Origin of the sequence: Nocardia sp. NPDC051990, assembly GCF_040680755.1 — a bacterium.
In the GTDB taxonomy this organism is placed as follows: Bacteria; Actinomycetota; Actinomycetes; order Mycobacteriales; family Mycobacteriaceae; genus Nocardia.
The window spans coordinates 26,841-50,793 of the sequence record NZ_JBFAXH010000021.1 but is presented as its reverse complement, the minus strand read 5'-3'; the positions used below and the strand labels follow the sequence as shown (position 1 = coordinate 50,793).

Here is a 23,953-nt window from a genome sequence, read left to right as displayed (position 1 = left end):
CGTGCTATCCGAGGTGCAACCGACCCGCCGGGCCGACAGGACACCCGTTGTAGCGCCGTCGGCTCACCTAGCATCACCAGCGTGATCACCGGTGTGCACACGCTGGTCTATGCGGAGGATCCGGACGCGGCCCGCGCCTTCTTCCGTGACGTTCTCGGCTGGCCGAATGTCGACGCCCATGGCGGCTGGCTCATTTTCGGGACGGGGCCGAGTGAGCTCGGCGTGCATCCCGCGGATGGGCCATCGCGCCACGAGATCTCGTTGATGTGTGATGACATCGAGCAGACGATGACGGAATTGGGCGGGCGTGGGGCGCAATTCGTGGGTGAGATCGCCGAGCGGAGTTTCGGGCGCTGCATCGATATGAGGATTCCGGGGGCGGGGGTGATGCTGCTGTATCAGCCGTCGCATCCCGTCGCCTACCCGCTGGGTTCGTCCGCGCCCTGAGCACCGCAGGTGATCCGAGCCAACCTGCGCTGAAAACGAACTCGGCTCCCCAGCGCAATGCCGGGGAGCCGAGTATCGGACCAACAACCGTCAGAGATTCTTCTGGATCCTGATCTGCTCGGTCGGAGCGTCATCCCCACCACGATCCGGCCCACCCGGCCCACGCCGACCCGCACCGGCCGGAGCGGCCGGAGCAGCTCCGCCGCGGATCCCGAGGAACACACCGCCGACCACCGCGATGACACCGAGCACACCGAGCACGATCGGCATGATCCGGCCGTACAGCGACAGCTTGTCGATGTTCTCCTTGGCCACCGCGATCTGCGATTCGATGGTGTTCTCGTCGAAGACGAGGTGCGACTTCAGCGCGGTGACATCCGGGTGGTCGCCGCTGCGCGCGTAGAACAGGTTGAGCTGCTCGCCGCCCTTGATCACGGTGCCGGTCTGCGGCTCGACCCACAGATCCCGGATGTTGGTGTAGAAGCGGCTCATGGTGACCGGCTCGTCGCCCTCCAGGCCCCACTTGGCGGCGGGCAGGCTCAGCTGGTTGGTCGGCGCCTTGACCACGTCCCACAAGTTGGTCGCCGGGATGCTCATCTGGAAGTGGTAGACCTTCATGTTGTTGATCTCGGTCTCTTCCATGAAGTTGGCATCGTAGGACTTACGCGTATTGGTATCGAAGTACGGGTAGGTCTTCTTCTCGGTGCCGATCGGGAAGCGGTACTGCAGACCGGTGTGCTGGACCGGGTCGGCAATGCTCTGCAGGTCCTTGGTCACCGTGACGGCGATGGAGCCGTTGGGGTCCTTGGCCACCGGATCGCCGGACTTGCGGTCGATGGTGACTCGGTCCACCATCGCGGTGAGCAGGCCGGTGTCGCCCTGCTTATCGATGCGACGCAGCGTCTGACCGGCCTGCACGGTCATTTGAGTGGCGTCGGAGGGCTCCTCGACGGTGAGGAACCGCTGCGAGATCATGGGCACATTGGTATCGACCTTGGCCGCGCCTTCCGGTGCGGTGAGCGACTTGGCGTCCAGGACCAGGCTGTCCTCGCCCGGCTGGTTCGTCGCGATGGTGGTGATCTCGAGGTCGAGTGGAGTTTTCGCCAGTTTGCTGACGGTGTAGGTCGGGATCATCACCGTGGCGACGAGCAGTAGCGCGCCCAGACCCACGAGCAGGCAGGCCACCGTCCTTCTGGTTCCGGCACTCAGTGCCATGCAACTCTCCTCGTCGTAGAACATGGGCCTGTACGGCGAGTACTGCGGGCGCGCCGCGGCACTCGTGAGCCCCGACACTAACAGCCTTATGTCGTACCATGCGGTGCCGAGGCCGGATTCGACCGAGAAATCGCCCGAGTCCAGCGCGAAATCTGAAACGTCGGGTTACCGGCTGGTAGGCGATATTCGTAGCGATTGCTTGCAGGTCGCTCGAAAAGGCTTGCAGACTGGAACTCGATGACCGCCACCCTGCCCGCGCCGACCACCGGCACACCCCCGCGCACACGTGGTTTCGTGCCCGCTTTGGAAGGTATGCGTGGCATGGCCGCACTCGGTGTGCTGCTGACCCACGTCGCATTCCAGACCGGCGCCGCGAATACGCCGGTGCTTGGTCGGATTTGGGAACGGTTCGATATGGCGGTCGCGGTGTTCTTCGCGCTGTCCGGATTCCTGCTGTGGCGTCCGCATGCGGCGGTGGCGCGCGGACTGGGGACCGCACCGTCGGTCGGCTATTACTTCCGGCATCGGGCGGCGCGCATTCTGCCCGCGTATTGGGTGGTGGTCGCCGCGGTGCTGATCCTGGTGCCGAGCGCGGCCGATACCGCGGGCCTGCGGGTATGGGTGTCGAATCTGGCGTTGACGCAGGTATTCGTGCCGCTCACGCTGACCGACGGGCTCACCCAGATGTGGAGTCTGTCCGTCGAGGTGGCCTTCTATATCGCGCTGCCGCTGCTGGCATTCGCCGCGGTGCGGCTGCGTGGCGCTGCCGCACGCTGGCGTATCCCCGCAGTCCTCGCGCTCGCGGTGGTGAGCCTCGGCTGGAGCTTCATTCCGGTGCCGACGCCCGACGCCATTCACGCCGACAATTGGTTGCCCGGATATCTGCCGTGGTTCGTGGGCGGCATGTTGCTCGCCGAACTAGTCGTCGATAGAGATCGGCTATCGCCCCGCCTTCGGGTGCTCGCCAATCAGCCGGTGATGTGGAGCATCGCGCTGCTCGCCTTCCTGTTCTCCGCGACCGATCTGGCCGGCCCGGCCGGGCTGACCCGGGCCGAGCCATGGCAGTACGCGGCGAAGATGGGTTTCGGCGCGATCATCGGTTTCGCGCTGCTCGCCCCGCTGGTGCTGCGCCCGCCCGGTGCCCGTCCGCATCGCTGGTTGGAATCCGGGGTCGCCGCGATGATCGGCCGCTGGTCCTACGGCATCTTCCTCTGGCATCTCGCGGTGCTTTCGGTGGTGTTCCCGATTTTCGGAATCCTGCCGTTCGGTGGCAGTTTCGGCAAGGTACTCATCCTGACCATCGCGATCACTCTTCCGATCGCCGCGGCCAGCTATGCCCTCATCGAGGAACCAGCGCGCCGGTTCGCGCGTGATTGGGATCGCGCCAAGGCCGCGCGCTCGGCTGCGATCGTGATGGAAGCGCGCGACGAGACGGTTGGCTGAGGCGGATTCGGACCTGCGGCAAGTGAATTGCTCACGCCCGGTGACTGTGCGCGGGTGGCCGCAGGACTTGGCGTTGGTCGAGCGTTCCGAACAGCGGGGCGAGATCGAGGGGGTAGGTGCTGGTCACAGTGGCGATCAAGCCCGATGTGCGAGGTCGCCGCGCCCTCGATGCGGACAGCAAGATCAGCGGCTCCCGCGCGATTGCAGTAGTCAGCTGTCGAGCTGGCGGCGGATGTCGAGCAGATGGTGCCGGAGCTCATGCAGTGTGTGCAAGGCAAGCCAACGCAGGGGACGTTCCTGGTGCTGCGGGTAGTTATAGCTGACGGTGCGGTCCCAGTCCGCGCGTGCCAACCGATCGAGGACGTTGGCGAAGAGCAGGGCCGCATCGTCGAGTTGTCGGGCGACATCCGCGGGCTGCTGCTCGTTGTACCCGTCGTGCTCGACGCGTTCGTCGCGACCCATCGGCTCCAGCGCCGGTGTATCGACCCGGCGCGCGAGCAACACCCGTTCCCGCTGTGCGAGCAGGACATCCCGCACATGGCAGGCATACTCCAATGGCGACCACACCTCCGGCGCGGTGCGCTGCCGAAGTACTCGGCTGCCGGCACCGCCGGTGAGCAGTGTCGCGTACTCCGCCGCGTGCACTCTGGTCAGCGCCGACACCTCGGGAACCAGCGCCGGGTCGTACTCGAATCCGCACTCCGCGCAGTCCGTCACCTGTTCGAGGCTAGCAATCGGCTGAATGACTCAACGATGTTCGCGTCGGGCAGGTAGCGCCGCGATGCCGACGGCAATCACGGCGAGTAGTGCGGGCAGTTGGACCCAGAGCGAGCCGCCCATATATCCGCTCGCCGCGCGCCAAGGTCCGGTGGAGAGGGCAGCGGCGGCGATGGCGGTACCGAGACCTGCAACGGCCGCAAGGACTTTCGAGGTCACGGGTGCGGCGAATCGGCTCGCGGCGAGAGCCGCCACCGTAAGGGCCGTGCCGACCGGCCCGGCGATGACCGTTGCGACAGCGGCGATGCCGAGCGCGCCGAGCATGCGATTTTCCCAAGTGGTCGGCGGCGACCCGGTTGTCGGGATCCGGCGGCGGGGGATGGCGAGCAGGACCAGCGGGATGAGCAGTAGCAGACCACCGAAGATGCTGAGGCGATACCAGCGGTCGATAGGGAAGGAGACGGTGATGGGATTCGATCCGGCGGCGTAGTTGTCCGGGAGCAGCCAGCCTTGCTGCCAGCCGTTGACCACGACCGGCTGGAGTTCTTTGCCGTCGGCGGTGCGCGCCCGCCAACCGGCATTGGTACTGAGCGGCAGGACGAGGAGCTGCCCCGATCTCGTCGTTGCTTGCGGCGCAGCGGCGGAATCGAAATCGGTACGGTTCAGGCGAAGTCGGTCGACGAAGAACAGATCCGTCGGTGCGACCGTCACATCCGCTCGCCCTGCGGCCACCGCGATCGCGTCAGTGGATTCGAGGCCGGTATCGGCCGGGGTGCGAGCTGCGCCCGGGCCATTACCGAGGGCTGGGCCTATGCCGTCGGCCGAACCGGTGCGGCCCGCATGCCCGGTGTCGGTCAACTCCGGCGGAAGTTCCGAATCCGCACACATGCGAGCGGGAACCGGTGCACCAGTACGCAATTCATCGGCGGTCGCGGTGACAGACGTATGCACGAAACGTCCACCGAGCGCAATCTTCGGCCCCTGCGCGCACGGGACGGTGATCAGCCGGTCCGGTGCTGCGGGCGCGGGGTAATCGGGGCCGAGCACCGACACTTCGGCGAGACCGGGCGGTTGCGTCTGGGCGAAGCCGAGGGCGGTGCGGTCGAGTACCGGCTTCCAGGTGTGGATGCTCAGTTCGATGCGATCGGTCACGCTGGGCTGCAAGGAGATTCGGGTCGATTCGCCCAATTCGAGCTCGCGGACCTGTGGGCCGTTGCCGAGATTCACCGCCAGCGACAGGGGCGCGGCGGGCAGCTCGCCGAGCGACGGTGTCACGTCCAGACCCGTCACCAGTGCCGGTTCGGGCAATTCCAGGGTAAGTGTCGGTTTGCCGCCCGCCAGATTTCGTACCGAATCCTCCGGCGCGGTCCAACTCGTCCGCGGATCCCCGTCGGTGGCCGCGAAGGCAGAGCCGCGCAGGTCACCGACGTCTGCCTTACCTCGGGCGACGGGACGCGTATGGTCGGTGAGCAGCGCCTCGAGCGCTGGACCCTGCCGCGTCCGCACGGTCAACTGCGGTGTCACACTTACTGGCTCCGGCACCGACAGTGTGCGTTCGAATGTGCCGGGTTCCTCCGGTGCCAGGGCGAGTCCCTTACTACACCGGACTCGGTCCGGCGCATCGAAACACGCACTACGCCCGGGGAATTCCTGACCGAGATCCCAGGCCCGCACCTGCGCGCCCGCCGGCGTGGGCGGCAGTACGGCCCGATGCCGGATATCGACCCGCACCGGCGCGCTGCGGTCGGTGTAGTCGTCCAGGATCAGCTCGCTGATGCCGAACTGTCCACCGCGCGTTCCGTCCTCGGTGCGGATGGCGGTAATGGTCAGCCAGTCCGTTTTGCCCAGCGGCAACGAAATCGATACCGGCATACCAGGTTCGGGAATCCGTGCGGACACACTTCCGTTCGCGGTCCGCACCTCGACCCATTTCACCGGATCGCCGATCGCGGCCGCACTGGTGGTCAACTGCAGCAGCCCGGAGCTGATCGGATGGTCGAGATCGAGCCGAAGCCATTGTCCCAGTGCGTGTTCGGCGCCATTGCTGATCCACGCGGTCGACCGATCGCCGTCCACGACCGCGGCGGTCGAACTGCCGGGCGCGGATCCGCCCAACTGCGTGGCATCGGCGGCCGAACTCGATGCGGTGACCGTCGCCCCCGACCATTCCCCGCGCACCAGTTCCGCGCCGGGCACCGGATAGTCGGGCACCAGATTGTGCGTGCGGCGCGCATCGTCGGGCGCGCGCAGCGCCGAATTGTGATTGTCCACCCGACCGAAGTCGGCCTCCCGGTCCATCGGTGTATCCGTCACGGTCAACGGCCCGATCGGCAGTCCGGCCGCCGCCGCATCGGAGGCGAGCAATATCGGCGTGGTCGTGGCATCGCGGCGCAGCCGTTCGAGCACCTCGGGCCCGCCCTGAACTGTCCCGATCGAGGCCATGGGCACTGTATAGGCACCGGGGAATGATGTCGGCGCACCGGTGCCGCTGTGAATTTCGATAGGGGTCCCGGCGGAGCTCGCCTCGACCCGGTAGATCTCGACCGCCGGATACGCGGGCCGCAGATCACCATCGACGACCAGATCATCTGATCTGACGGCCGTCCCGATCGGGTTGCCGAATTCGGCCACCTTGTGCAATCCCGGCGACCCATTGATCGCCTGATGCGCCAGTATCGGCCGGGTCGAACGCGAGGTCTCCGGATCGAGATCGTTGCGCAACACCAGAATTCCGATGCCCTGTTCGGCCAGCGTCGCGGCGAGGCCGGTCGACGGTCTACCGTCGGCGATCAACCGCTGCACCGAATCCATGGCCCGGATGGTGCCCGGCGGATTCAGCGGCACGGCATCGCGAATCGCCCACGGCGTACCCGCGAGCGCCTGCAGCGGCTCGTCGCGGGTGAGCCCCCATACCTGACTGCCGAAGGGTGCGCCGGGCACCACAAGCGCTCGGGTGTCGGAGGCATTATCGGACAACCACTGCGCCGTCTGCTTCCAGTATTCGGGCACCTCGTCGTAGGCGCCGCGCGGTGCGAGCTTCCCGGTCCAGGCCAGTGAAGTGGACAGCGCGAGCGCGGTGAGGATCAAGGCTGCGACGGCGACCGACTTATCGCGTTCGGGATGTGCGAAGGCCCTGCGCCATACCGGCATCGGGACGGACGCGGGCAGCGGCACCTTGCACAACAGATGAGCGAGGCCGAGTACCAGCGGAATTCGGATCAGCGGTTCCAGCTTGTGCACATTGCGCAGCGGCGCACCCCCGGCATCGAGGAACATTCGCACCGAATCCGCGAACGGCCCGCTCAGTTCACCGACGAATCCGGCGCAGATCCCGACCAGCCCGACCAGCAGGATCAGCGCGAGTCGCCCGCGATACGGCATGGACCGCATCGCCAAACCGGCCATACCCGCCGCCGCGAGCAGTCCGGTGGCCAGCACCGCGGCGGGTTGGGTCACCAATACCGCGCCCGCGATCCGCTCCGGCGAGACGAACGGCGTCCAACTGCTGGTGCCGCGTAGTACTTCACCCAGCGACGCCCACTGTGTGGTCACCCCCGCGGATTCGATGTAGTCCAGGAACGGCGGACTCACCGTGCCGAGCAGCAGCAATGGCACCGCCCACCAGAAGGTAGCCAGCGCCAGCAGCGGAATCCAGGCCCGGGTGAATCGCCACCAGCTACGATTCGGCCGATATGACGCCCACCACAGCAGCGCGGGCAGGAATGCGGCGACCGTCGCCACCGCATTGACCGCACCCATCAGCGCCACTGCCAGCGCACTACCGGCGGGCGAGGCCGCGCCGCCGCGTCGATGGCGATAGGCGGTGCCCAGCGCGGCAGGCGCGAGCAGCACCCACGGCGCGAGCATCATCGGCAGCGTCTCCGAGGAGATCGAACCGAGCGTGGTCAGCACCCGCGGTGCCAGCGCGAAGGCGACCGCCGCGACGATCCTTGACCCGCGCGAGCCGATGCCGAGCGTTTCGCAGAGCCGGACGATGCCCCAGAACCCCGCGAGCAGCAGCAACGCCCACCAGATTCGCTGCGTAGCCCACGCGGGTAGACCGAGCACATGCCCGACCGTGAAGAACGCGCCGTGCGGAAAGAAATACCCGTAGGCCTGGTTCTGCACCTGCCCCATCGGGGCCTGACTGCTCCACATATGGGCGGCGCGTTCGAGGAACCCCAGCGGATTCTGCGCCAGGTCGTATTTGGTGTCGGCGACCGTCAGTCCGGGCGCCTGGAGAAAGGTGAGCAGGAACGCCGCGACCATGGTCCCGAAGAACCAGCCGCGGCCCAGCGGGGCGCGGTCATGCCGTGCCGCATCGGAGGAGGTCGGTGAAGCGGGCTGCGGTGGATTGGCGGTTCTCCCGGGCCGCTCCGTGGTCACGCTGGGCTACCGCCTCCGCGGCGGTCGCTCGCCCCGCGGCGAATCAGCGGCTGCCGTACTCAACGTTGTTGAGTAGCGAGGAGGAGGAGTCGCCGCGCTCGATATTCGGCCGCGTGTTCTGCTGCACTGCCATCGTGATGACGAACACCGCGATCGCGCCCAACACGGAGCCGGCGACCGCACTCGCAACGCCAGGGACAGCAAACTTCATCGCGGCACTCCAATACATCGATGCAGGCACATTCTGGGCCAACCTAGCAGGGCCGCGCGCGATCACCTACGTTCAGGCCACCGATAACGGAACCGAATTTCGGGGCGTGGGTCGGTCAGCTCGGGATGGCGCACCGCAAGCTGCCGAGCAGGGTGCGCAACTTGGCGGTGGTCTCGTCCAACTCGGCCTGCGGATCCGAAGCGGCCACGATGCCCCCGCCCGCGAAGGCGCGGATCGAGCGCCCGTCGGCGGCGATTTCCGCACTGCGAATCGCGACCACCCATTCGCCATCGCCGTGCGCATCGCACCAGCCGACCGCGCCGCCGTAGAAGCCGCGTTCCTCTTCTCTCCGCGCGATCGTGTCGAGCGCCAGATCGGTCGGCGTGCCACAGACCGCCGGGGTGGGATGCAGCCGAATCGCCAGGTCGAGCGCGGTAGTCGCCGGATCGCGCAGGCGGCCGGTGATCGGGGTAGCCAGATGCCAGACCTCATGGGTATTGATCAGCTGCGGGCTGTCCGGAACGGTGAGTTCCGCGCACACCGGCGTGAGCACCTCCCGGATCCAGTCGATGACGAACGCATGCTCATCGCGATTCTTGGTGCTGGCCAACAGTTCTCGCGCCTGCGCGGCATCGGCGTCCGGATCGGCGAGCCGTGGCAGCGTCCCCGCGAGTGGATGCAGCGTGACGATCGCGCCGTGTCGCGCGACCAGTACCTCCGGGGTGGCGCCGACCAGCGTCGCACCCGGCCGACCCGCGGCAGTCAGGTCGACCGCGAAAACATTCGCATGCGGATGTCTGGTCAGCAGATGACCCGCGACCAGCTCCGGCTCCAGCACGCTGTCGGCTTCGGCCAGCACCGATCGAGCGGCCACGACCTTGCGCAACGGCTGCGTCGGATCGTTCAGCTGCTCGACCAATTTCGTCACCCGCGCGACATGCTCTGCCGGCCTCGGTGATTCGGTAATCACCCGAACGGCGGGCAAATCCGGCAGCGCCGCCGGCCGCCACGGCCCGACCGTGCGTTCTGCCCGCTCGGGCACGCTCAGCGCGGCCGAATTCCGGGGATCGAACGGCAGGGCACCGACAATCAACTCGGCGGTCCCGTCCCGCAGCGCCGCAACCGCCCGCGCCGCCTCGTCGAAGGTGACCCGTGTCCCCGACGCACGAACCACCCCACCGGGCTGGGCGAGCAAGAAACCGTTCATGATCCCTCGACCCTAGCCCCCCAACCCCGGAGCAGAGCCACCCGAGCGATCCAAATCTCAGCGGCGCGGTTCCCTACCCGGCGGCACCATGAGCACCGGACGGTGGCAATGTTTGAGTACGGCGTCGGCGACGCTGCTGTGTATCAGCGCTCGAATACCGGTGGCGCCGCGCGTACCTGCCACGATGATGTCGACGTCCAGATCGTTGGCGGTTTCGACGATGGCGTTCCAGATCGTCGTCGTGCATTCCGCGGTGCGCGCCTCGGCATTCAAGCCGACGAGTTTGGCCAGGCGGACGCCCTCGGTATTGATATTGCGGGCGTCGACATAGGCGACGTCCTCGATCTCTTCGTCGGGCACCCATTCCGGCTGCATCACCCCGGATAGTCCGGACAGCCGAGCGGCCTGGCGCACCATCGGTTCCCAGGCGGTGAGCACCACCGCTCTGTTCGCCGCGAGGAACCGGCCGGCGTATTCGATGGCCCGCTTGGCATTTTCAGAACCGTCATAGGCGATGAGCATGAGATCGCACGGCACGATGACCTCCAGTCGGGAGTCATTTGACTATGCCATGAGATTACTCCGGACAACCCCGACCCGAGGTATTGCCGCGCGCAGATAATTTGCTGTGGGAAGGATTGAACAGCAGAAAACCGACGGGTGACACGGACCGGGAGCAGATATGCCCGATGTGAACGAACTGATGTTATTCGGCAGGCGCGAGATCGACCCGCGGACCCTGCTGTTCTATGAATGGCGACAGCGGCTCGAATCGGGCTATCCGGTAGCCGAGTTCGAGTCGCAGGTGCGCGCGTTGGTTGCCGCCGAACCTGGCGAACCGGCCGAATGCTGGGCGGTTTTCGATCGACTCGAAAGCGTCGAACGCGATCCCGGCTGGGGTTATGACGAATCCGAAACCGTGGCACCGCCGTCCGTAATGCGGCCGGTCGCGCCGCTACCCGAGCTGTTCGAGCGTATCCACGGCGGTTGGCTCGGCCGCTGCGTCGGCTGCACGCTCGGTAAGCCCCTGGAAAACGGGTTCGTATGGGCGCCCGCGCGAATCCGTGCGTATCTCGAGCGGGCCAACGCCTATCCGCTGACCGACTATGTGCCGGCATTATTGCCGCCATCACCGGAATATCCATTGAATCCGTCCTGGCCGGTGTCGGCGAAGGGCCGCATCGACGGTGTACCGCGCGATGACGATGTCGATTACACCGTACTAGGACTGCATCTATTGGAAACGTGCGGAACGAATTTCACGCAATCCGATGTCGCGGATGCCTGGTTGACGCATCTGCCATTTCTGCGGACTTACACGGCGGAGCGGGTCGCTTACCGCAATCTGGTCGCCGGTCGGAAACCGCCACAGGTCGCCAGGTATCGAAATCCGTATCGCGAGTGGATTGGCGCGATGATCCGCGCGGATATCTACGGTTACGTCAACCCGGGTAATCCGGCACGCGCCGCCGAACTCGCCGCCCGCGATGCCGGACTCTCACATATCGGCAACGGCATATACGCGGCGATGTGGGCTGCTGCGTTGATTGCCGCGGCCTTCACCGCCGACGGCATCTCGGATGCGCTTTCTGTTGCCCAACAATGCATTCCGGAACATTCGCGGTTGTACGCCGCGGTCGCCGAAGTGATCGCCGACCATGACCGCGGCATGCCATGGGAGCTGGCCCTCGCGGCCATCCATCGCCGCCACGACCACTACAACTGGGTGCACGCCATTCCGAACGCCTGCCTCGTCACCGCCGGTTTACTCTGGGGCGCAGGCGATTTCACCCGTTCCATCGCGCTCACCGTACAGGGCGGTTGCGATACCGACTCCAATGGCGCGACCGCGGGTTCGGTCGCCGGAATCCGGGTCGGCGATAGCGGAATCCCGACCCGCTGGACCGACCCGTTCCACGACAGACTGCACAGCGCGGTCTTCGGCCATGACGGCAGCCGAATCTCCGACCTGGCCCGCCGGACGCAGCGACTGGCCGCTAGCCGGACCTGAGTCGAACCAGCCGGAGCGTGCCGACTACCCTGGAGTGCTATGCGGAAGACGCCTATCGTCCTGCTCGCAATGCTGGCCGCCGTCGCGACGGCGTGCTCGAACAGTGACTCCGGCTCCGCGCCGGCGCACTCCGTGACGCACGACCCGACGACCGGTTCCTCGGCTCCCGCCGCCGCCCCCGCCCCCGCCACCACCCCCGCCAAGGGCGACTGCGGTGCCGACTTTCTCGCGAAGCTCTCCACCCGCGAGAAACTGGCCCAGCTGCTGACCGTCGGTGTCACCGGTGCCGACGATGCCACGAATGTGGTGCGCAATTCGCAGGTCGGCGGCATCTTCGTCGGCGGCTGGACCGATCGGTCGCTGCTGGCCGATGGCCTGGTCAAGCAGGTCAAGGCCGCGGCCAAGGTACCGCTGATGGTGACCATCGATGAGGAGGGCGGCCGGGTCTCCCGGGCCAAGGATCTGATCGGCCCGGCCCCGTCGGCCCGGGTGACCGCCCAGACCATGACGTCGGAGCAGTTCCATGACGCCACCGTGACCCGTGGCCGCGCGCTGAAGGATCTGGGCGTCACGGTGGACTTCGCCCCAGACGTCGATGTGAGCAGTCAGCCCGACGATTCCGTCATCGGTGACCGTTCCTTCTCCGACGATCCCGCGGTGGTCACCGAGTACGCCGATGCCTACATCCGCGCGATGAACGAGGTCGGTGTCGGCACGGTGATGAAGCACTTCCCGGGCCACGGCTCCGGAACGGGCGATTCGCACACCGGTGCCGTCCGCACCCCGCCGCTGTCGCAGCTGCAGACGGTGGACCTGGTGCCGTTCCGCAATCTGATCAACTCCGGTGCCGCCGTCATGGTCGGCCACCTCGACGTACCCGACCTGACTACCCCCAATGTCCCCGCCAGCATCAGCCCGCAGGCCATGTCGCTGCTGCGTGATGGGACCGGCTACGGCGCGGCCCCGTTCCAGGGGCCGATCTTCACCGACGACCTCGGTGGTATGGCCGCCATCACCAGCCGGATGAACATCGAGGACGCGGTCGAGGCCGCGCTGATCGCGGGTGCCGACAATGCCCTGTGGATCACCACCGATGCCGTACCGCAGGTGTTGGATCGCCTCGAGCAGGCGGTATCGAGTGGCCGCCTGCCCGCCGACCGGGTCGACGCATCGGTGCTGCGGATGGCTCGATACAAGGGCGCGCTGGCGCCCTGCTGAATGCTGGCCTTTTCGAGCGACCTGCAAGCAGTGGCTACAGCTGTCGTATGTGGTGCAGCCGCGTAATCGCCGGGCCCGCGTAACATCACTGCGCTGGACAGCTGAACAGCTGTGCCCGCGAATCCGAGGACATCGCGGGCCGAAGGACGCGAGCCGAGTGCCGATAGTTCGCCGAGCTTACGAATGCGCAATCCGACCCGCCGAACTTACCTTGGAGTAATATAAAAGCTTCACCATGCGGTAGGAGAGTGATGGCGGGCGGAACGAAGCGACTTCCTCGGGCGGTTCGTGAGCAGCAGATGCTCGATGCCGCGGTCGAGGTGTTCTCGCGTAAGGGGTTCCACGAGACCTCGATGGACGCGATCGCCGCCGAGGCGAAGATCTCCAAGCCGATGTTGTATCTCTACTACGGTTCCAAGGATGAACTCTTCCGCGCCTGCATCCAGCGTGAGGGACTGCGCTTCATCGAATCGGTAGCGCCCGCCGGCAATCCGCAACTTTCCCCGCATGAACAGGTCCGCACGGCACTCGAGGGTTTCCTCGGATTCGTCGACCGCAACCGCACTTCCTGGCAGGTGCTCTACCGCCAGGCGATCGGCCAGCAAGCCTTCGCCTCGGAAATCGAGAACGCCCGCGAACGCGTTATCGAACTGACCGCCAAACTCCTGGAATCCAGCGCCAAACACGCCGAACCCGGTACCAACTTCGACATCGTCGCCGCGGCTGTCATCGGCGCGGGCGAGGCCATTGCCGACCGTGTAGCCACCGGCCGCATCGAAGTCGGCGAGGCCGTCGACCTCCTCGACGACCTCGCCTGGCGCGGTCTCGCAGGCCGCAAAAAGGCGGAGTAACCCCGACAGCTCGGTGTCGCGCATCAACTGTTCTCCGTGCGCGTGTTCGCACGCTCATTCGTGCGTGGCGCGCAAATTCGTGCGCCGGGCCGCCGGGCCTTGCGGCCGTGGTGGCGGGCTGCGAGAGTGCGGGGGATCAATTGAATGGACCGGTGCGGTGGTCGGGGAACGGGGTGGAGTTGTTCGGGATGTTGCGGCCGTGTTCGCATGGGGCCGCGAAATACGGGATCGATGCGGGGCAGTGGCGTACGCATATGTGTGGGCTGTGTTTGGGGTTGCGGGATGGGCATGGGCAGTTGGCGCGGGCGGCGACCAATACCGATGCGATCGTCCTGAGTGTGCTGACCGAGGCGCAGCTGCCCGCGGCGGCGGGGCGAACCACGGCGGGGCCGTGCGCACTGCGGGGGATGCGTCGCGCCGAGGTGGCGAGTGCGGATTCGCCGGGCGTAGTGCTGGCGGCCACCGCGTCACTCCTGTTGGGAGCGGCCAAGATTCGCGATCACGTCGACGATGGTGACGGCTCGGTACTCACCCGCCGCCCGATGACGAAGGTGTCGACTCGCTGGGCCGACGGCGCGCGATCACAGGCAGCCCTGATCGGCCTCGATGTGGAACCGCTTGTCGCCGCGATCAATTCGCAGTCGCGCCTGGAAGCTCTTGCCGGTGCCGATCGCTCGCGTCCGGTCGCACCGAATGTGCGCGCATGGCTCAGCAGTACGCCCGAGAAATCGGAAAATGCATCTCGCACAATCTCTCTCGATGAGCTGACCGCACCGACGCAGCTCTGCGCGGCGGAATTCTTCGGGCACACCGCAGTTCTGGCCAACCGTCCGGACAACATCGCCGCTCTGCGTGAGGCGGGCAGGCACTTCGGACGGATCGCGCATCTCGCCGATGCCGTTGCGGACTTCGACGACGACCGGACCCGCGGCCGCTTCAACCCGCTCGCCGCCACCGGAACCACCATGCCCGAGGCCTACGATTTACTGCGGCAATCGGATTCGCAGCTGCGCCGAGCGGTTGCCGAGGCCGAACTGGACCAGGTCCCCACCATCCGCTGGATGCTGCTCGACCCACTGCACTCCTTGGTGCGCGGAGTCGGCCGCGGCCTAGGCATAGCCGCCCACACCTGCAGCACATCCCGGTCCACCCCGGCAATGCAGTATCCGATGCCACCAGGAACCGGATTCGAGAAGCCGCCCCGCCGCCCAGGGATCGGCCAGGCGTTGGCACTGGTCCTCGGCGTCTACTGCACCGGCTACGCCTGCTGCGCCGACCACACCAGCCCATGCAGCGGCGAACGCAAGGATGCCTGGATCAAAAACTGCGACTGCGGAGATTGCTGCGACGGCTGTAGCAACTGCTGCGACTGCGACAGCTGCTGCTGCGACGGTTGCGGCTGCGACTGCTGACCCCGCTCTGGTACGCCGCGCACTGATTTGTCCCGCGATTCGCTGTGCGGGGAGAAGGATTCGTGCGCCGCAGATGGATCGGCCTGGTGCGCTGTGTTGGTTCTGCCCGCGCAGGTTCTGTCGCGCCGCGCACTGGTTTACCGGCGATTCGCTGCGCGGCGAGCGGATTCGTGCGCCGCAGCGGAATCGGCCTGAACAAATGGGGCGGAAACGACGAAGCCGCACCCCGGTACTGGAGGTGCGGCTTCGGGCGGGATCAGCGCAGGGTGGCCGTCAGGTGTGGGTAGCCCTTCTGCGGATGCAGCAGTGTTAGATCCCAGCCGCCGCCGACCTGGTCCGCGTACACGTTCACGGTGGACGGGAGCAGGATCGGCTTACCGAATTTGACCGTGTAGGTCGCCTTTTCGGGGATCCGGCCCTCGACATTCGAGAGGATATTCGCGGCCGACCACATACCGTGCGCGATTGCCTTCGGGAAGCCGAACGCTTTGGCGCCCAATGCCGAAGTGTGGATCGGGTTGTGGTCACCGGAGGCGGCCGCATACCGAGTGATCGTTTTCTGATCCACCCGAACGGTTCGCATCGGCGGCGGCGGAACCTCCTCCGGCTTCGGCTCGGCTTTCGGTTCACCCGAGAGCGAGGTGCGCTGCTGGTGCAGGAAGGTAGTGACCTGACGCCACACCAGCTCCCGGCCGACATTCACCTCGGTGATCGCATCCACCAGCAGCCCCTTCGGGTGCTCGCGCAGATTCTCGATATGCGTGGTGAAGTCCAGCGGCTCGCTCACCGAGATCTCGCGACTGCGCTCGATCAGATTCTGCGCGTGCACCGCACCCACCGCGACGAACGGAAAGTCCCGTGCCACAACGAGTTGCATCGCCAGCGGGAAGCTGAGGATGAACGGGTAGGTCAGCGGCAGCGAATCGCCGAACCGCAGCCCGGTCGCCCGGCAGTACGCGGCCAGGTGATCCGGATCCACGTGCAGGCCCGTCAACCGGACGACGCGGTCGGGCAGCGTCGATTTGCGCGCCGAGACCAGCGGCACCGGCACCGCACCGAGCGCGGCCTTGACGAACAGACTGCTGTTCTTGGGAGGTTCGGTGAGCGTGATCGTCTCGGTCATCATGCTCCGATCAGGCTCTGACCGCAGACCCGAACCACATTGCCGCTCACCGCATTCGATGCCGGGCTGGCGAAGTAGGCGATGGTCTCGGCGACGTCGATGGTCTGTCCGCCCTGCAGCAGCGAGCTCATCAGCCGACCCGCCTCGCGGGTGGCCAGCGGAATGGCCGCGGTCATGGCTGTTTCGATGAAACCGGGCGCGACGGCATTGATGGTGATGCCCTTTTCGGCCAGCTTCGGTGCCTCGGCGTTGACCATGCCGATGACACCGGCCTTGGACGCGCCGTAGTTGGTCTGGCCCCGGTTGCCCGCGATACCCGCGATGGAGGACACGTCGATAACGCGACCGCCCTCCTTCAGCGCCCCACGCGCCACCAGACCCTCGGTAATGCGGTGCGGCGCGGCGAGATTCACGTTGATGACCGAATTCCAGCGGCCCTTGTCCATGTTGGCGAGCAGCTTGTCGCGGGTGATACCGGCGTTGTGCACGATGATATCGATGCCGCCGAAGCGTTCGGTGGCGAATTCGGCCAGCTTCTCGGCGGCGTCCGGTGCCGTCACGTCGAGTGCGAGCGCGGTTCCACCGACCTTGTTCGCAGTGGCCGAAAGGGCCTCACCGGCGGCGGGGATATCGGCGACGATCACGGTCGCGCCATCGCGGGCGAACACTTCGGCGATCGTCGCGCCGATACCGCGCGCGGCGCCGGTGACCACGGCGACCTTGCCGTCGAGTGGCTTGTCCCACGCCGCCGGGGCCACCGCGTCGGCCTTGCCGACCCGGATGACCTGACCGTCGACGAATGCCGACTTGGCCGAAAGCAGGAACCGCAGTGTGGATTCCAGACCGGACGCGGTGGCGGCGGCCTCCGGGTGCAGGTAGACGAGCTGGGCGGTGGCTCCGCGCCGCAGCTCCTTGGCGACGCTGCGAGTGAAACCCTCGAGCGCGCGCTGGGCGATCTGCTCGTCCACGCCCGCGGTCAGCTCAGGGGTGGTGCCGATGACGACGATGCGACCGGACGCCGCGATGCTGCGCATGGCCGGCTGGAAGAACTCGAACAGCTGCGACAGATCGTCGACCGTGCCGATGCCGGTCGCGTCGAAGACCAGCGCGCCGTACTGCTGACCCGAGGCGGGCGCGTCGGCGAAGGTGTAGTCCGAAAGCAGGGTGCGCACCGGTTCGGCGACCCGGCCCTTGCCGCCGAGCAGCACCGGGCCGGGCAGCGGCGGCTCACCGGCCTGGTAACGGCGCAGGTGCTCCGGCTGCGGCAGGCCCAACTTGCTCGCCAGGAACTGGCCGGGAGCGGAGTGTACGAACGATCCGTAGAGGTTGGGTGCACTCTTGCTCTTGCTCTTGCTGGCTGCCACTGTTTCTCCCTTTTCTGTGTGTCGTGGTTCGCACCCGCCGGCGGCTGCGTTGCCGAATGGTCTGTGTGCTCATGACTGCACCTCGCTGGCGCTCGGCTCCGTCAGGACCGAGCAATGCTCGGCTGTGTCCAGCTGTTCACTCGCTTACCTGCCCTGGCGCGAATTTACGCAGACTCGCGGGGTACGGTATCGACAACAAACTTACTCCAGAGTAAGTTTAAAGTAAACCAACCGCGACGGGGTGTCGATCTGCGCGGACACGTCCACGCCGAACGGCCCACCGGGCACCCGACGAGACCTTGGAGACTCGAGTGACAACCAAAGCCCGTTCAGCGAAGAGCACGACAAAGCAGGCCCCACGCCCGGTCGCCATCGTGGGCGGCAACCGGATTCCGTTCGCCCGCTCCGATAAGGCCTATGCCCACGCCTCCAACCAGGACATGTTCACCGCCGCGCTGGACGGTCTGGTCAGCCGATTCGGCTTGCAGAGCGAGCGCCTCGGCATGGTCGTCGGCGGCGCGGTGCTCAAGCGCGTCGGCGAGCACGGTCTGATCCGCGAGAGCGTGCTCGGCAGCAAGCTGTCCCCCTACACCCCGGCGCACGATCTCCAATTGGCTTGCGGCACCGGCCTGCAGGCGATCGTCACCGTAGGTGACGCGATCGCAGCCGGACGCATCGAGGTCGGTATCGGCGGCGGCACCGATACCACCAGCGATGCTCCGATCGGGGTCAGCGAAGGGATGCGCGAGTGGATGCTCGACGCGAACCGCGCCAAGACCACCAAGGACCGTCTCAAGCTGGTCGGCCAGCTGCGCCCCGGCATGGTCGGTATCGAAATCCCGCGCAATGCCGAACCGCGCACCGGCCTGTCGATGGGTGAGCACGCCGCCATTACCGCCAAGGAATTCGGCATTTCGCGCGAGGCCCAGGACGAACTGGCCTACCTGTCGCACAAGAATATGGCCGCCGCCTACGATCGCGGCTTCTTCGACGACCTGATCACCCCGTTCCTCGGCCTGACCCGCGACGACAACCTGCGTCCCGGCTCGACCATCGAGAAGCTGGCCACCCTGAAGCCGGTCTTCGGGGTCAAGGCGGGCGATGCCACCATGACCGCCGGTAACTCCACTCCGCTCACCGATGGCGCTTCCGCGGTACTGGTGTCCAGCGACGAATGGGCCGCCGAGCGCAATCTGCCGGTGCTCGCGCATCTGGTCGACTCCGAGGTCGCCGCGGTCGATTACATCCACGGCCCCGATGGGCTGCTGATGGCGCCGACCTATGCGGTGCCGCGCATGCTGGCCCGAAACGGCCTGACCCTGCAGGACTTCGACTACTACGAGATCCACGAGGCCTTCGCCTCGGTCGTGCTCGCCACCCTGCAGGCGTGGGAGTCCGACCAGTACTGCAAGGAGCGCCTCGGCTTGGACGGTGCGCTCGGTTCGATCGATCGCAGCAAGCTCAATGTCAACGGTTCCTCGCTCGCCGCGGGCCACCCGTTCGCCGCGACCGGCGGCCGCATCGTCGCCTCCACGGCGAAGATGTTGGCGGAGCGGGGATCCGGCCGCGCGCTGATCTCCATCTGTGCCGCTGGCGGCCAGGGCGTCGTCGCGATCCTGGAGCGCTGAGCCCCCGCCTCCCCGAATATTCGGGCGCCGGACTCGAGTGTCTCGATGTTGGCATTTGGCGTCCGACTGGAAGCGGTGGCTGGATGGCCTGTACCCAGTGAGTTACCCCGAGTTCCGGCCCGATATCGAAGCTACCTGCCTGGGTAGGATATCGGGCCGGACCCCGTTCATGCGGTCGGTCGATATGGGAGCGGAAGACTCCCCGGAGAACTGTTCGTGAAGGGGGACGGAAACCTCAGAACGGTTCGCCGCCCCTATGTCTGAATGGTTCCGCAATCCATTGTTGCCGTTGGCATTTCGTAGTCAGTAGCGGCGCCAACGGCGACCGTTGTCGCCATGGCGGTTTCGCTGGTCGTCGACCTCGACGCGCTTGCGGATGGCCTCAACCGTCCGGTCTTTCGGTATCCGCTCGGGCCACAGGACCGCCGCGATGAACACGATCAGCGGTATGCCGACCACGGCGACCCACCCGAGCACGATCATCGGTGCACCCCGCCGAGTGCTGACCAGCGGGCGAACGATGCTCGTGGCGCGGCGCATTCGACGTCGGCCAACGACATCAACCGGTCCAGCGTCACGATGTCCACGTGCGCCGAGGACGACAACATCACCACCTCGACCCCGGCGGCCTCGACCTGTTCGACCAGGCCGAGCGCCGAACCGGGGTCGGCCCAACACAGCGTGTACCCCAACCGGCGCGCCAAGCGGCGCACCTGGGCCAGATCCCATTCCAATATCGGCGACGACGGGTCGACCCATCCGAGCGCTTCCACTCTCGTGCCACCCCTGTGTCCTGTGTTGGTTGGTAGGCACCCACCGCCGAGGACTCGCGTCGACCCGGTGGCGGGGCCGAGAGCAGCCTCCAAGGTGCGGGGGTAGATGTCTGTGGCACTTTTGGTTTCGCGCGGTGAGAGTGCCACAAGGACCCAGGACAGGGGTCAGTATTCGAGGCGGATCGCGTCGGCGAGTTCTCGCATGTCGGTCGTGAGGGAGCGCCGGTCCTTGACGATTTCGCCGAGGATGTCGCGTGCATAACGTTGCTGCGCAAGCCATTCCGGCGCAGTGGTCTGCAACTCGCTGAGCACGGAGACCGAGGCCGCGTACTGGCCGAGTTGGGCATGCGCGGAGGCTACGTCGAGACGATGCCGCAGGCGACCCGCGCCGGTCGGCTGCAACGTCGGTGCCGGGGTAGCCTCGGCGATCGCGAGCGTCTTATCCGGCCGACCGGTGATCGCGTAGGTTTCGGCCGTGTTGTGCGCGACGGATATCGGTCCGAAGGCGCGCACGGAATGATTGTCCGACAGCACTTCCCGGCCGATCCGGTGCGCGGCGGCACGCGCCAGTGCGAGCGCGTCATCGGCGCGAGATTCGACGTTGTCCCGCACGCTGGCATTTGCGGCGTACAGCCACAGTCGACCCCATAGTGCGAGTTCCTTCGTTGTGGCTCGCGAGAATCGAGGCTCGATCCGGTCGGCCCAATCGACCGCGAACTTCTCGGCCTCGGCGATGCGTCCCTGTCGCAGCATCGCCCATGTCAAGGTGTTCGCCGCACCAGCGGCGTCGTATACGTCGGTGGCCTGGTCTATGGCAGCGCTCAGCGTCTGCTCGGCAATATCGAATTGCCGGTTCTGGGTGAGGAGAAACCCGACCATGCCGAGTAGGCGAACGCGGACATTACGTCCGTCCTCGCCGTCGAGCGCGTCGGCGTCGCGCATGATGCCGGGCAGTCGTTGCGCGATAGTCTGGTATCGGTGGGTGCCCAGCATCGGCCTAATCTCGTCGATCGCCCCTCGTACGCCGTCGACGCTTACGGGCTCGTCGCTGGGGCCGCTAGCTGTCGCAGCGGCCAAAGCTCGGCGTACCGGTCCCCACAGGTCTTCGGTCTGAGCGTCTGCCCATTCGGCGTCATGTCGCTCGCCCTGCAAGATCGACGTACGCACACGTAGGCCGACCGCGAGCTTTCGGAGCGTTTCCAGGCGTACCGAGTCGCGCTCGCCCTGCTCGATCTTGCGAATCAGGCTCACCGAGACGCCGGAAGCGTCGGCGAGTTCGCGCTGAGTCAGCCCGCGCCGCTTCCTCGTTGAGGAGACCCGCTGCCCGATATCCATACACCCAGGCTAGGGCGGTAAAGGATGGCGCGCACTGTTATTGGTGCGGCGACCTCGGACGATTGGCTCAGCGGGTAGTCGTGATCTCTGGATTGGACAGTGGTGGTATTCGGTCGTTTCTCGACCCAGTATTGTCCTGCTGGCTTTCAGTCGCGTGCCGCTGCGGTGCGGCGCTCGAGGAGGTCGCGCGTGATCTCGGCGAGTCGATCCTCCGAAACCTCTATGGCGCCTTCGGCATTGATGACAATCACGGTCGGATAGATGCCACGGGCGAGATCCGGTCCGCCGGTGGCGGTGTCGTCCTCAGCGGCGTCGAAGAGCGATTCGACAGTGATCCGCAGCGCCTCGTCCGCACCGATACCGCGGCTATAGGTCTTCTTCAGTGAGGACTTCGCGAACAGCGAACCGGAGCCAACCGCGGTGTAGCCGAACCGCTCCTCGCTGCGACCGCCGACGACATCGTAGGAGAAGATCCGTCCGACCTTCTCCGGATCGGTGGCGCTCGGGTCGTAGCCGACCAGGACCGGGACCACCGCCATATCCTGCAGTGCGGCAGGCAGATTGTCGCGCACCATCTTCGACAGCTTGTTCGCCTTGCCCTCGAATGTCAGCCCGACACCCTCGATCTTCTCGTAGTGTTCGAGCTCGACGGCGAACAGTCGGATCATCTCGATGGCCATGCCCACCGTGCCCGCGAAACCCGCCGCTGAATAGGTGTCGGTGATGAGCACCTTCTCCATATCCCGGCTGGCCAGCAGATTTCCCATGGTGCCGCGCCGATCGCCGGCAAGGAGCACACCGCCGCGGTAGGCGACTGCCACAATCGTGGTGCCGTGTGGCGCAATATCGTGGCCGTTCACCGTGGCATTGCCGAAATGGCTGCTGGGCAAGAGTTCTGGGGCATACCGGCGCAGGCTCTCGGAGAAGGAAGACGTCGCGAACTCCATATCTCTCACCGTAACGACTTCCCACACTGGGCGTCAGCGCGTCGAACTCAACGGAATCGGACCGGTCCGGGTGAGAGCCGAGTCCGCGTTCGGCTCACGGACCAGGCTTGGTGTGTGCCGCGTTCGTGTTCGGCTGACCGACCAGGTCTGGTGTGTGCCGCGTTCGTGTTCGGCTGACCGACCAGGTCTGGTGTGTGCCGAGTCCGTGTTCGGCTGACGGACCCGGCTTGGTGTGTGCCGAGTCCGTGTTCGGCTGACGGACCCGGCTTGATGTGTGCCGCGTTCGCGCTCGGACAACAGACCAGGTCTGGTGCGAGCCGAGTCCGCGTTCGACGATCGGACCAGGTCCGGCGTGTGGAGCCCCGCGTTCGGCCATCGGACCAGGCCTGGTGTGAGCCGCCATCGGACGGACGAAGGCCACGGTTCGGTTCGTGGACCGCTCCACCCAGGCTGCTCTGTCTGAGACGGCGAGCTCGAGCTCTATTTCGAGGGCAGCTCCTCATGTCCGCCGAAGGCCTTGCGCATGGCCGAGAGCATCTTGTCCGCGTACAGCGCCTCCCCACGCGAGGAGAAGCGCGCGAACAGCGCGGCCGAGAGCACCGGTGCGGGGACGCCGGTATCGATCGCGGCGTCCAGGGTCCAGCGTCCCTCGCCGGAGTCCGAAACCCGGCCGTCGAAGGACGCGAGGGTCGGATCGGCGTAGAGCTCGCTCGCGGTCAGGTCCAGCAACCAGGAAGCGACCACCGAGCCGCGCCGCCATACCTCGGTTACCTCGGGTACATCGATGTCGTACTGGTACCACTCCGGATGTTCCAGCGGAGTCTCCTCGGCGGAGGCCACGGCATCGTGATTCGCGCCCAGATTCGCCTTGTGCAGAATGTTCAGGCCCTCGGCGTAGGCGGCCATCGCGCCGTATTCGATGCCGTTGTGCACCATCTTCACGAAATGGCCCGCACCGGCCGGGCCGCAGTGCAGATAGCCCTGCTCGGCAGGTGAGGGCTCGCCGGTGCGGCTCGGGGTCCGCTCGGCCGCCTCGACCCCGGGCGCGATGGACTTCAGCAGCGGATCCAGATGTGCCACCGGCTCGGCTTCGCCGCCGATCATCAGGCAGAAGCCGCGGGCCAGGCCGAATACGCCGCCCGAGGTGCCGATGTCCACGTAGTGGATGCCCTTGGGTTTCAATGCGGCGGCGCGGGCGATGTCGTCGTGGTAGCGGCTGTTGCCGCCGTCGATGATGATGCCGCCGGGTTCTAGCAGGTCGGCGACCTGATCGATGACCTGGCCGGTCACCGCGGCCGGGATCATTACCCAGACCACTCGCGGCGTCTCCAGCCTGGATATGAAGTCTTTCAGGTCAGTGGTGCCGTGGAAACTGTCGCTGCCCAGTTCCTCGGTGAGTGCGAGGGCGGTCTTGGGTTTGCGTTCGTAGCCGACGGCGGTGTGTCCGTCCTTGACGATCCGGCGCACGATATTGGCGCCCATCCGACCCAGGCCGATCATTCCCAGCTGCATTCCATCCATCTCCCTCGTCGCGTCGGGCCCTGGTGGTGAGAGTTCTGCTCGATTGTCTCGCGCGGCTGTAACGCGCGGTGCGTTGCACCGATAAACGGATTGGCTCCGCGTAGTTGCCAGACCCCCGACCCGGCAACTACGCGGGGCCCCTCC

The 23,953-nt window shown here is 66.3% G+C and carries 20 protein-coding genes; 7 read left to right on the top strand and 13 right to left on the bottom strand.

Annotated elements, in window-relative coordinates; translation table 11 throughout:
- Positions 1-81: 81 nt before the first annotated feature.
- Positions 82-447, top strand: coding sequence for a VOC family protein (locus AB0L63_RS28220; protein WP_364506646.1), 366 nt, complete (start codon positions 82-84; stop codon positions 445-447).
- A gap of 90 nt (positions 448-537) precedes the next feature.
- Here the strand turns inward: AB0L63_RS28220 and AB0L63_RS28215 are convergent, their stop codons facing one another.
- Positions 538-1,662, bottom strand: a complete 1,125-nt coding sequence (locus AB0L63_RS28215; protein WP_364506643.1) for a DUF3068 domain-containing protein — start codon at positions 1,660-1,662, stop codon at positions 538-540.
- Between the two features lie 237 nt (positions 1,663-1,899).
- Between AB0L63_RS28215 and AB0L63_RS28210 the strand changes: the two genes are divergently transcribed.
- Positions 1,900-3,105 (top strand): acyltransferase, encoded by a 1,206-nt coding sequence (locus AB0L63_RS28210; protein WP_364506640.1) that lies wholly within the window; start codon positions 1,900-1,902, stop codon positions 3,103-3,105.
- 210 nt (positions 3,106-3,315) lie between these two features.
- Here AB0L63_RS28210 and AB0L63_RS28205 read toward each other — a convergent pair whose 3' ends face one another.
- The 5 genes from AB0L63_RS28205 to AB0L63_RS28185 form a co-directional block, all read right to left on the bottom strand.
- Positions 3,316-3,726 carry a DinB family protein gene (locus tag AB0L63_RS28205; RefSeq protein ID WP_364506775.1) on the bottom strand — a complete coding sequence of 137 codons (411 nt, stop codon included), beginning with the start codon at positions 3,724-3,726 and terminating at the stop codon, positions 3,316-3,318.
- Between the two features lie 126 nt (positions 3,727-3,852).
- Positions 3,853-8,091, bottom strand: a complete 4,239-nt coding sequence (locus AB0L63_RS28200; RefSeq protein ID WP_364506772.1) for an alpha-(1->3)-arabinofuranosyltransferase family protein — start codon at positions 8,089-8,091, stop codon at positions 3,853-3,855.
- A 160-nt stretch (positions 8,092-8,251) separates the two neighbouring features.
- Complete coding sequence (locus tag AB0L63_RS28195) at positions 8,252-8,419, bottom strand: DUF2613 domain-containing protein (protein WP_364506637.1); 168 nt, start codon at positions 8,417-8,419, stop codon at positions 8,252-8,254.
- 115 nt (positions 8,420-8,534) lie between these two features.
- A complete protein-coding gene (locus AB0L63_RS28190; protein WP_364506634.1) occupies positions 8,535-9,626 on the bottom strand; it encodes an isochorismate synthase in 1,092 nt (363 codons plus the stop codon).
- 57 nt (positions 9,627-9,683) lie between these two features.
- Positions 9,684-10,163, bottom strand: a complete 480-nt coding sequence (locus AB0L63_RS28185; protein ID WP_364506631.1) for a universal stress protein — start codon at positions 10,161-10,163, stop codon at positions 9,684-9,686.
- A 145-nt stretch (positions 10,164-10,308) separates the two neighbouring features.
- On the opposite strand from AB0L63_RS28185, the gene AB0L63_RS28180 reads away from it, so the two are divergent.
- The 4 genes from AB0L63_RS28180 (at position 10,309) to AB0L63_RS28165 (ending at position 15,118) form a co-directional block, all read left to right on the top strand.
- Positions 10,309-11,637, top strand: a complete 1,329-nt coding sequence (locus tag AB0L63_RS28180; RefSeq protein WP_364506629.1) for an ADP-ribosylglycohydrolase family protein — start codon at positions 10,309-10,311, stop codon at positions 11,635-11,637.
- A 39-nt stretch (positions 11,638-11,676) separates the two neighbouring features.
- Complete coding sequence (locus AB0L63_RS28175) at positions 11,677-12,855, top strand: glycoside hydrolase family 3 N-terminal domain-containing protein (protein ID WP_364506626.1); 1,179 nt, start codon at positions 11,677-11,679, stop codon at positions 12,853-12,855.
- Between the two features lie 251 nt (positions 12,856-13,106).
- Positions 13,107-13,706 (top strand): TetR/AcrR family transcriptional regulator, encoded by a 600-nt coding sequence (locus AB0L63_RS28170; protein ID WP_364506624.1) that lies wholly within the window; start codon positions 13,107-13,109, stop codon positions 13,704-13,706.
- Positions 13,707-13,858: 152 nt separating this feature from the next.
- A complete protein-coding gene (locus tag AB0L63_RS28165; protein WP_364506621.1) occupies positions 13,859-15,118 on the top strand; it encodes a DUF5685 family protein in 1,260 nt (419 codons plus the stop codon).
- A gap of 256 nt (positions 15,119-15,374) precedes the next feature.
- Here AB0L63_RS28165 and AB0L63_RS28160 read toward each other — a convergent pair whose 3' ends face one another.
- Complete coding sequence (locus AB0L63_RS28160; protein ID WP_364506618.1) at positions 15,375-16,241, bottom strand: MaoC/PaaZ C-terminal domain-containing protein; 867 nt, start codon at positions 16,239-16,241, stop codon at positions 15,375-15,377.
- Entirely contained in the window at positions 16,241-17,605 is a 1,365-nt protein-coding gene (locus AB0L63_RS28155) for a 3-oxoacyl-ACP reductase (RefSeq protein WP_364506616.1), read from the bottom strand. The genes AB0L63_RS28160 and AB0L63_RS28155 overlap by 1 nt, the downstream gene beginning before the upstream one ends.
- A 311-nt stretch (positions 17,606-17,916) precedes the next feature.
- Between AB0L63_RS28155 and AB0L63_RS28150 the strand changes: the two genes are divergently transcribed.
- The gene (locus tag AB0L63_RS28150) at positions 17,917-19,233 is read left to right on the top strand and encodes an acetyl-CoA C-acetyltransferase (protein WP_364506613.1); all 1,317 of its coding nucleotides are present in this window, start codon (positions 17,917-17,919) and stop codon (positions 19,231-19,233) included.
- Between the two features lie 303 nt (positions 19,234-19,536).
- Here AB0L63_RS28150 and AB0L63_RS28145 read toward each other — a convergent pair whose 3' ends face one another.
- The 5 genes from AB0L63_RS28145 to gnd form a co-directional block, all read right to left on the bottom strand.
- Entirely contained in the window at positions 19,537-19,716 is a 180-nt protein-coding gene (locus AB0L63_RS28145; protein ID WP_364506610.1) for a hypothetical protein, read from the bottom strand.
- On the bottom strand, positions 19,713-20,006 hold the full coding sequence (locus tag AB0L63_RS28140) for a hypothetical protein (protein ID WP_364506607.1): 294 nt from the start codon (positions 20,004-20,006) through the stop codon (positions 19,713-19,715). The genes AB0L63_RS28145 and AB0L63_RS28140 overlap by 4 nt, the downstream gene beginning before the upstream one ends.
- 165 nt (positions 20,007-20,171) lie before the next feature.
- Positions 20,172-21,341 (bottom strand): helix-turn-helix transcriptional regulator, encoded by a 1,170-nt coding sequence (locus AB0L63_RS28135; protein ID WP_364506604.1) that lies wholly within the window; start codon positions 21,339-21,341, stop codon positions 20,172-20,174.
- 146 nt (positions 21,342-21,487) lie between these two features.
- Positions 21,488-22,288 (bottom strand): proteasome subunit beta, encoded by an 801-nt coding sequence (prcB, locus tag AB0L63_RS28130; protein ID WP_364506601.1) that lies wholly within the window; start codon positions 22,286-22,288, stop codon positions 21,488-21,490.
- 480 nt (positions 22,289-22,768) lie between these two features.
- Positions 22,769-23,800, bottom strand: a complete 1,032-nt coding sequence (gnd, locus tag AB0L63_RS28125) for a phosphogluconate dehydrogenase (NAD(+)-dependent, decarboxylating) (protein WP_364506598.1) — start codon at positions 23,798-23,800, stop codon at positions 22,769-22,771.
- Positions 23,801-23,953: the final 153 nt, after the last annotated feature.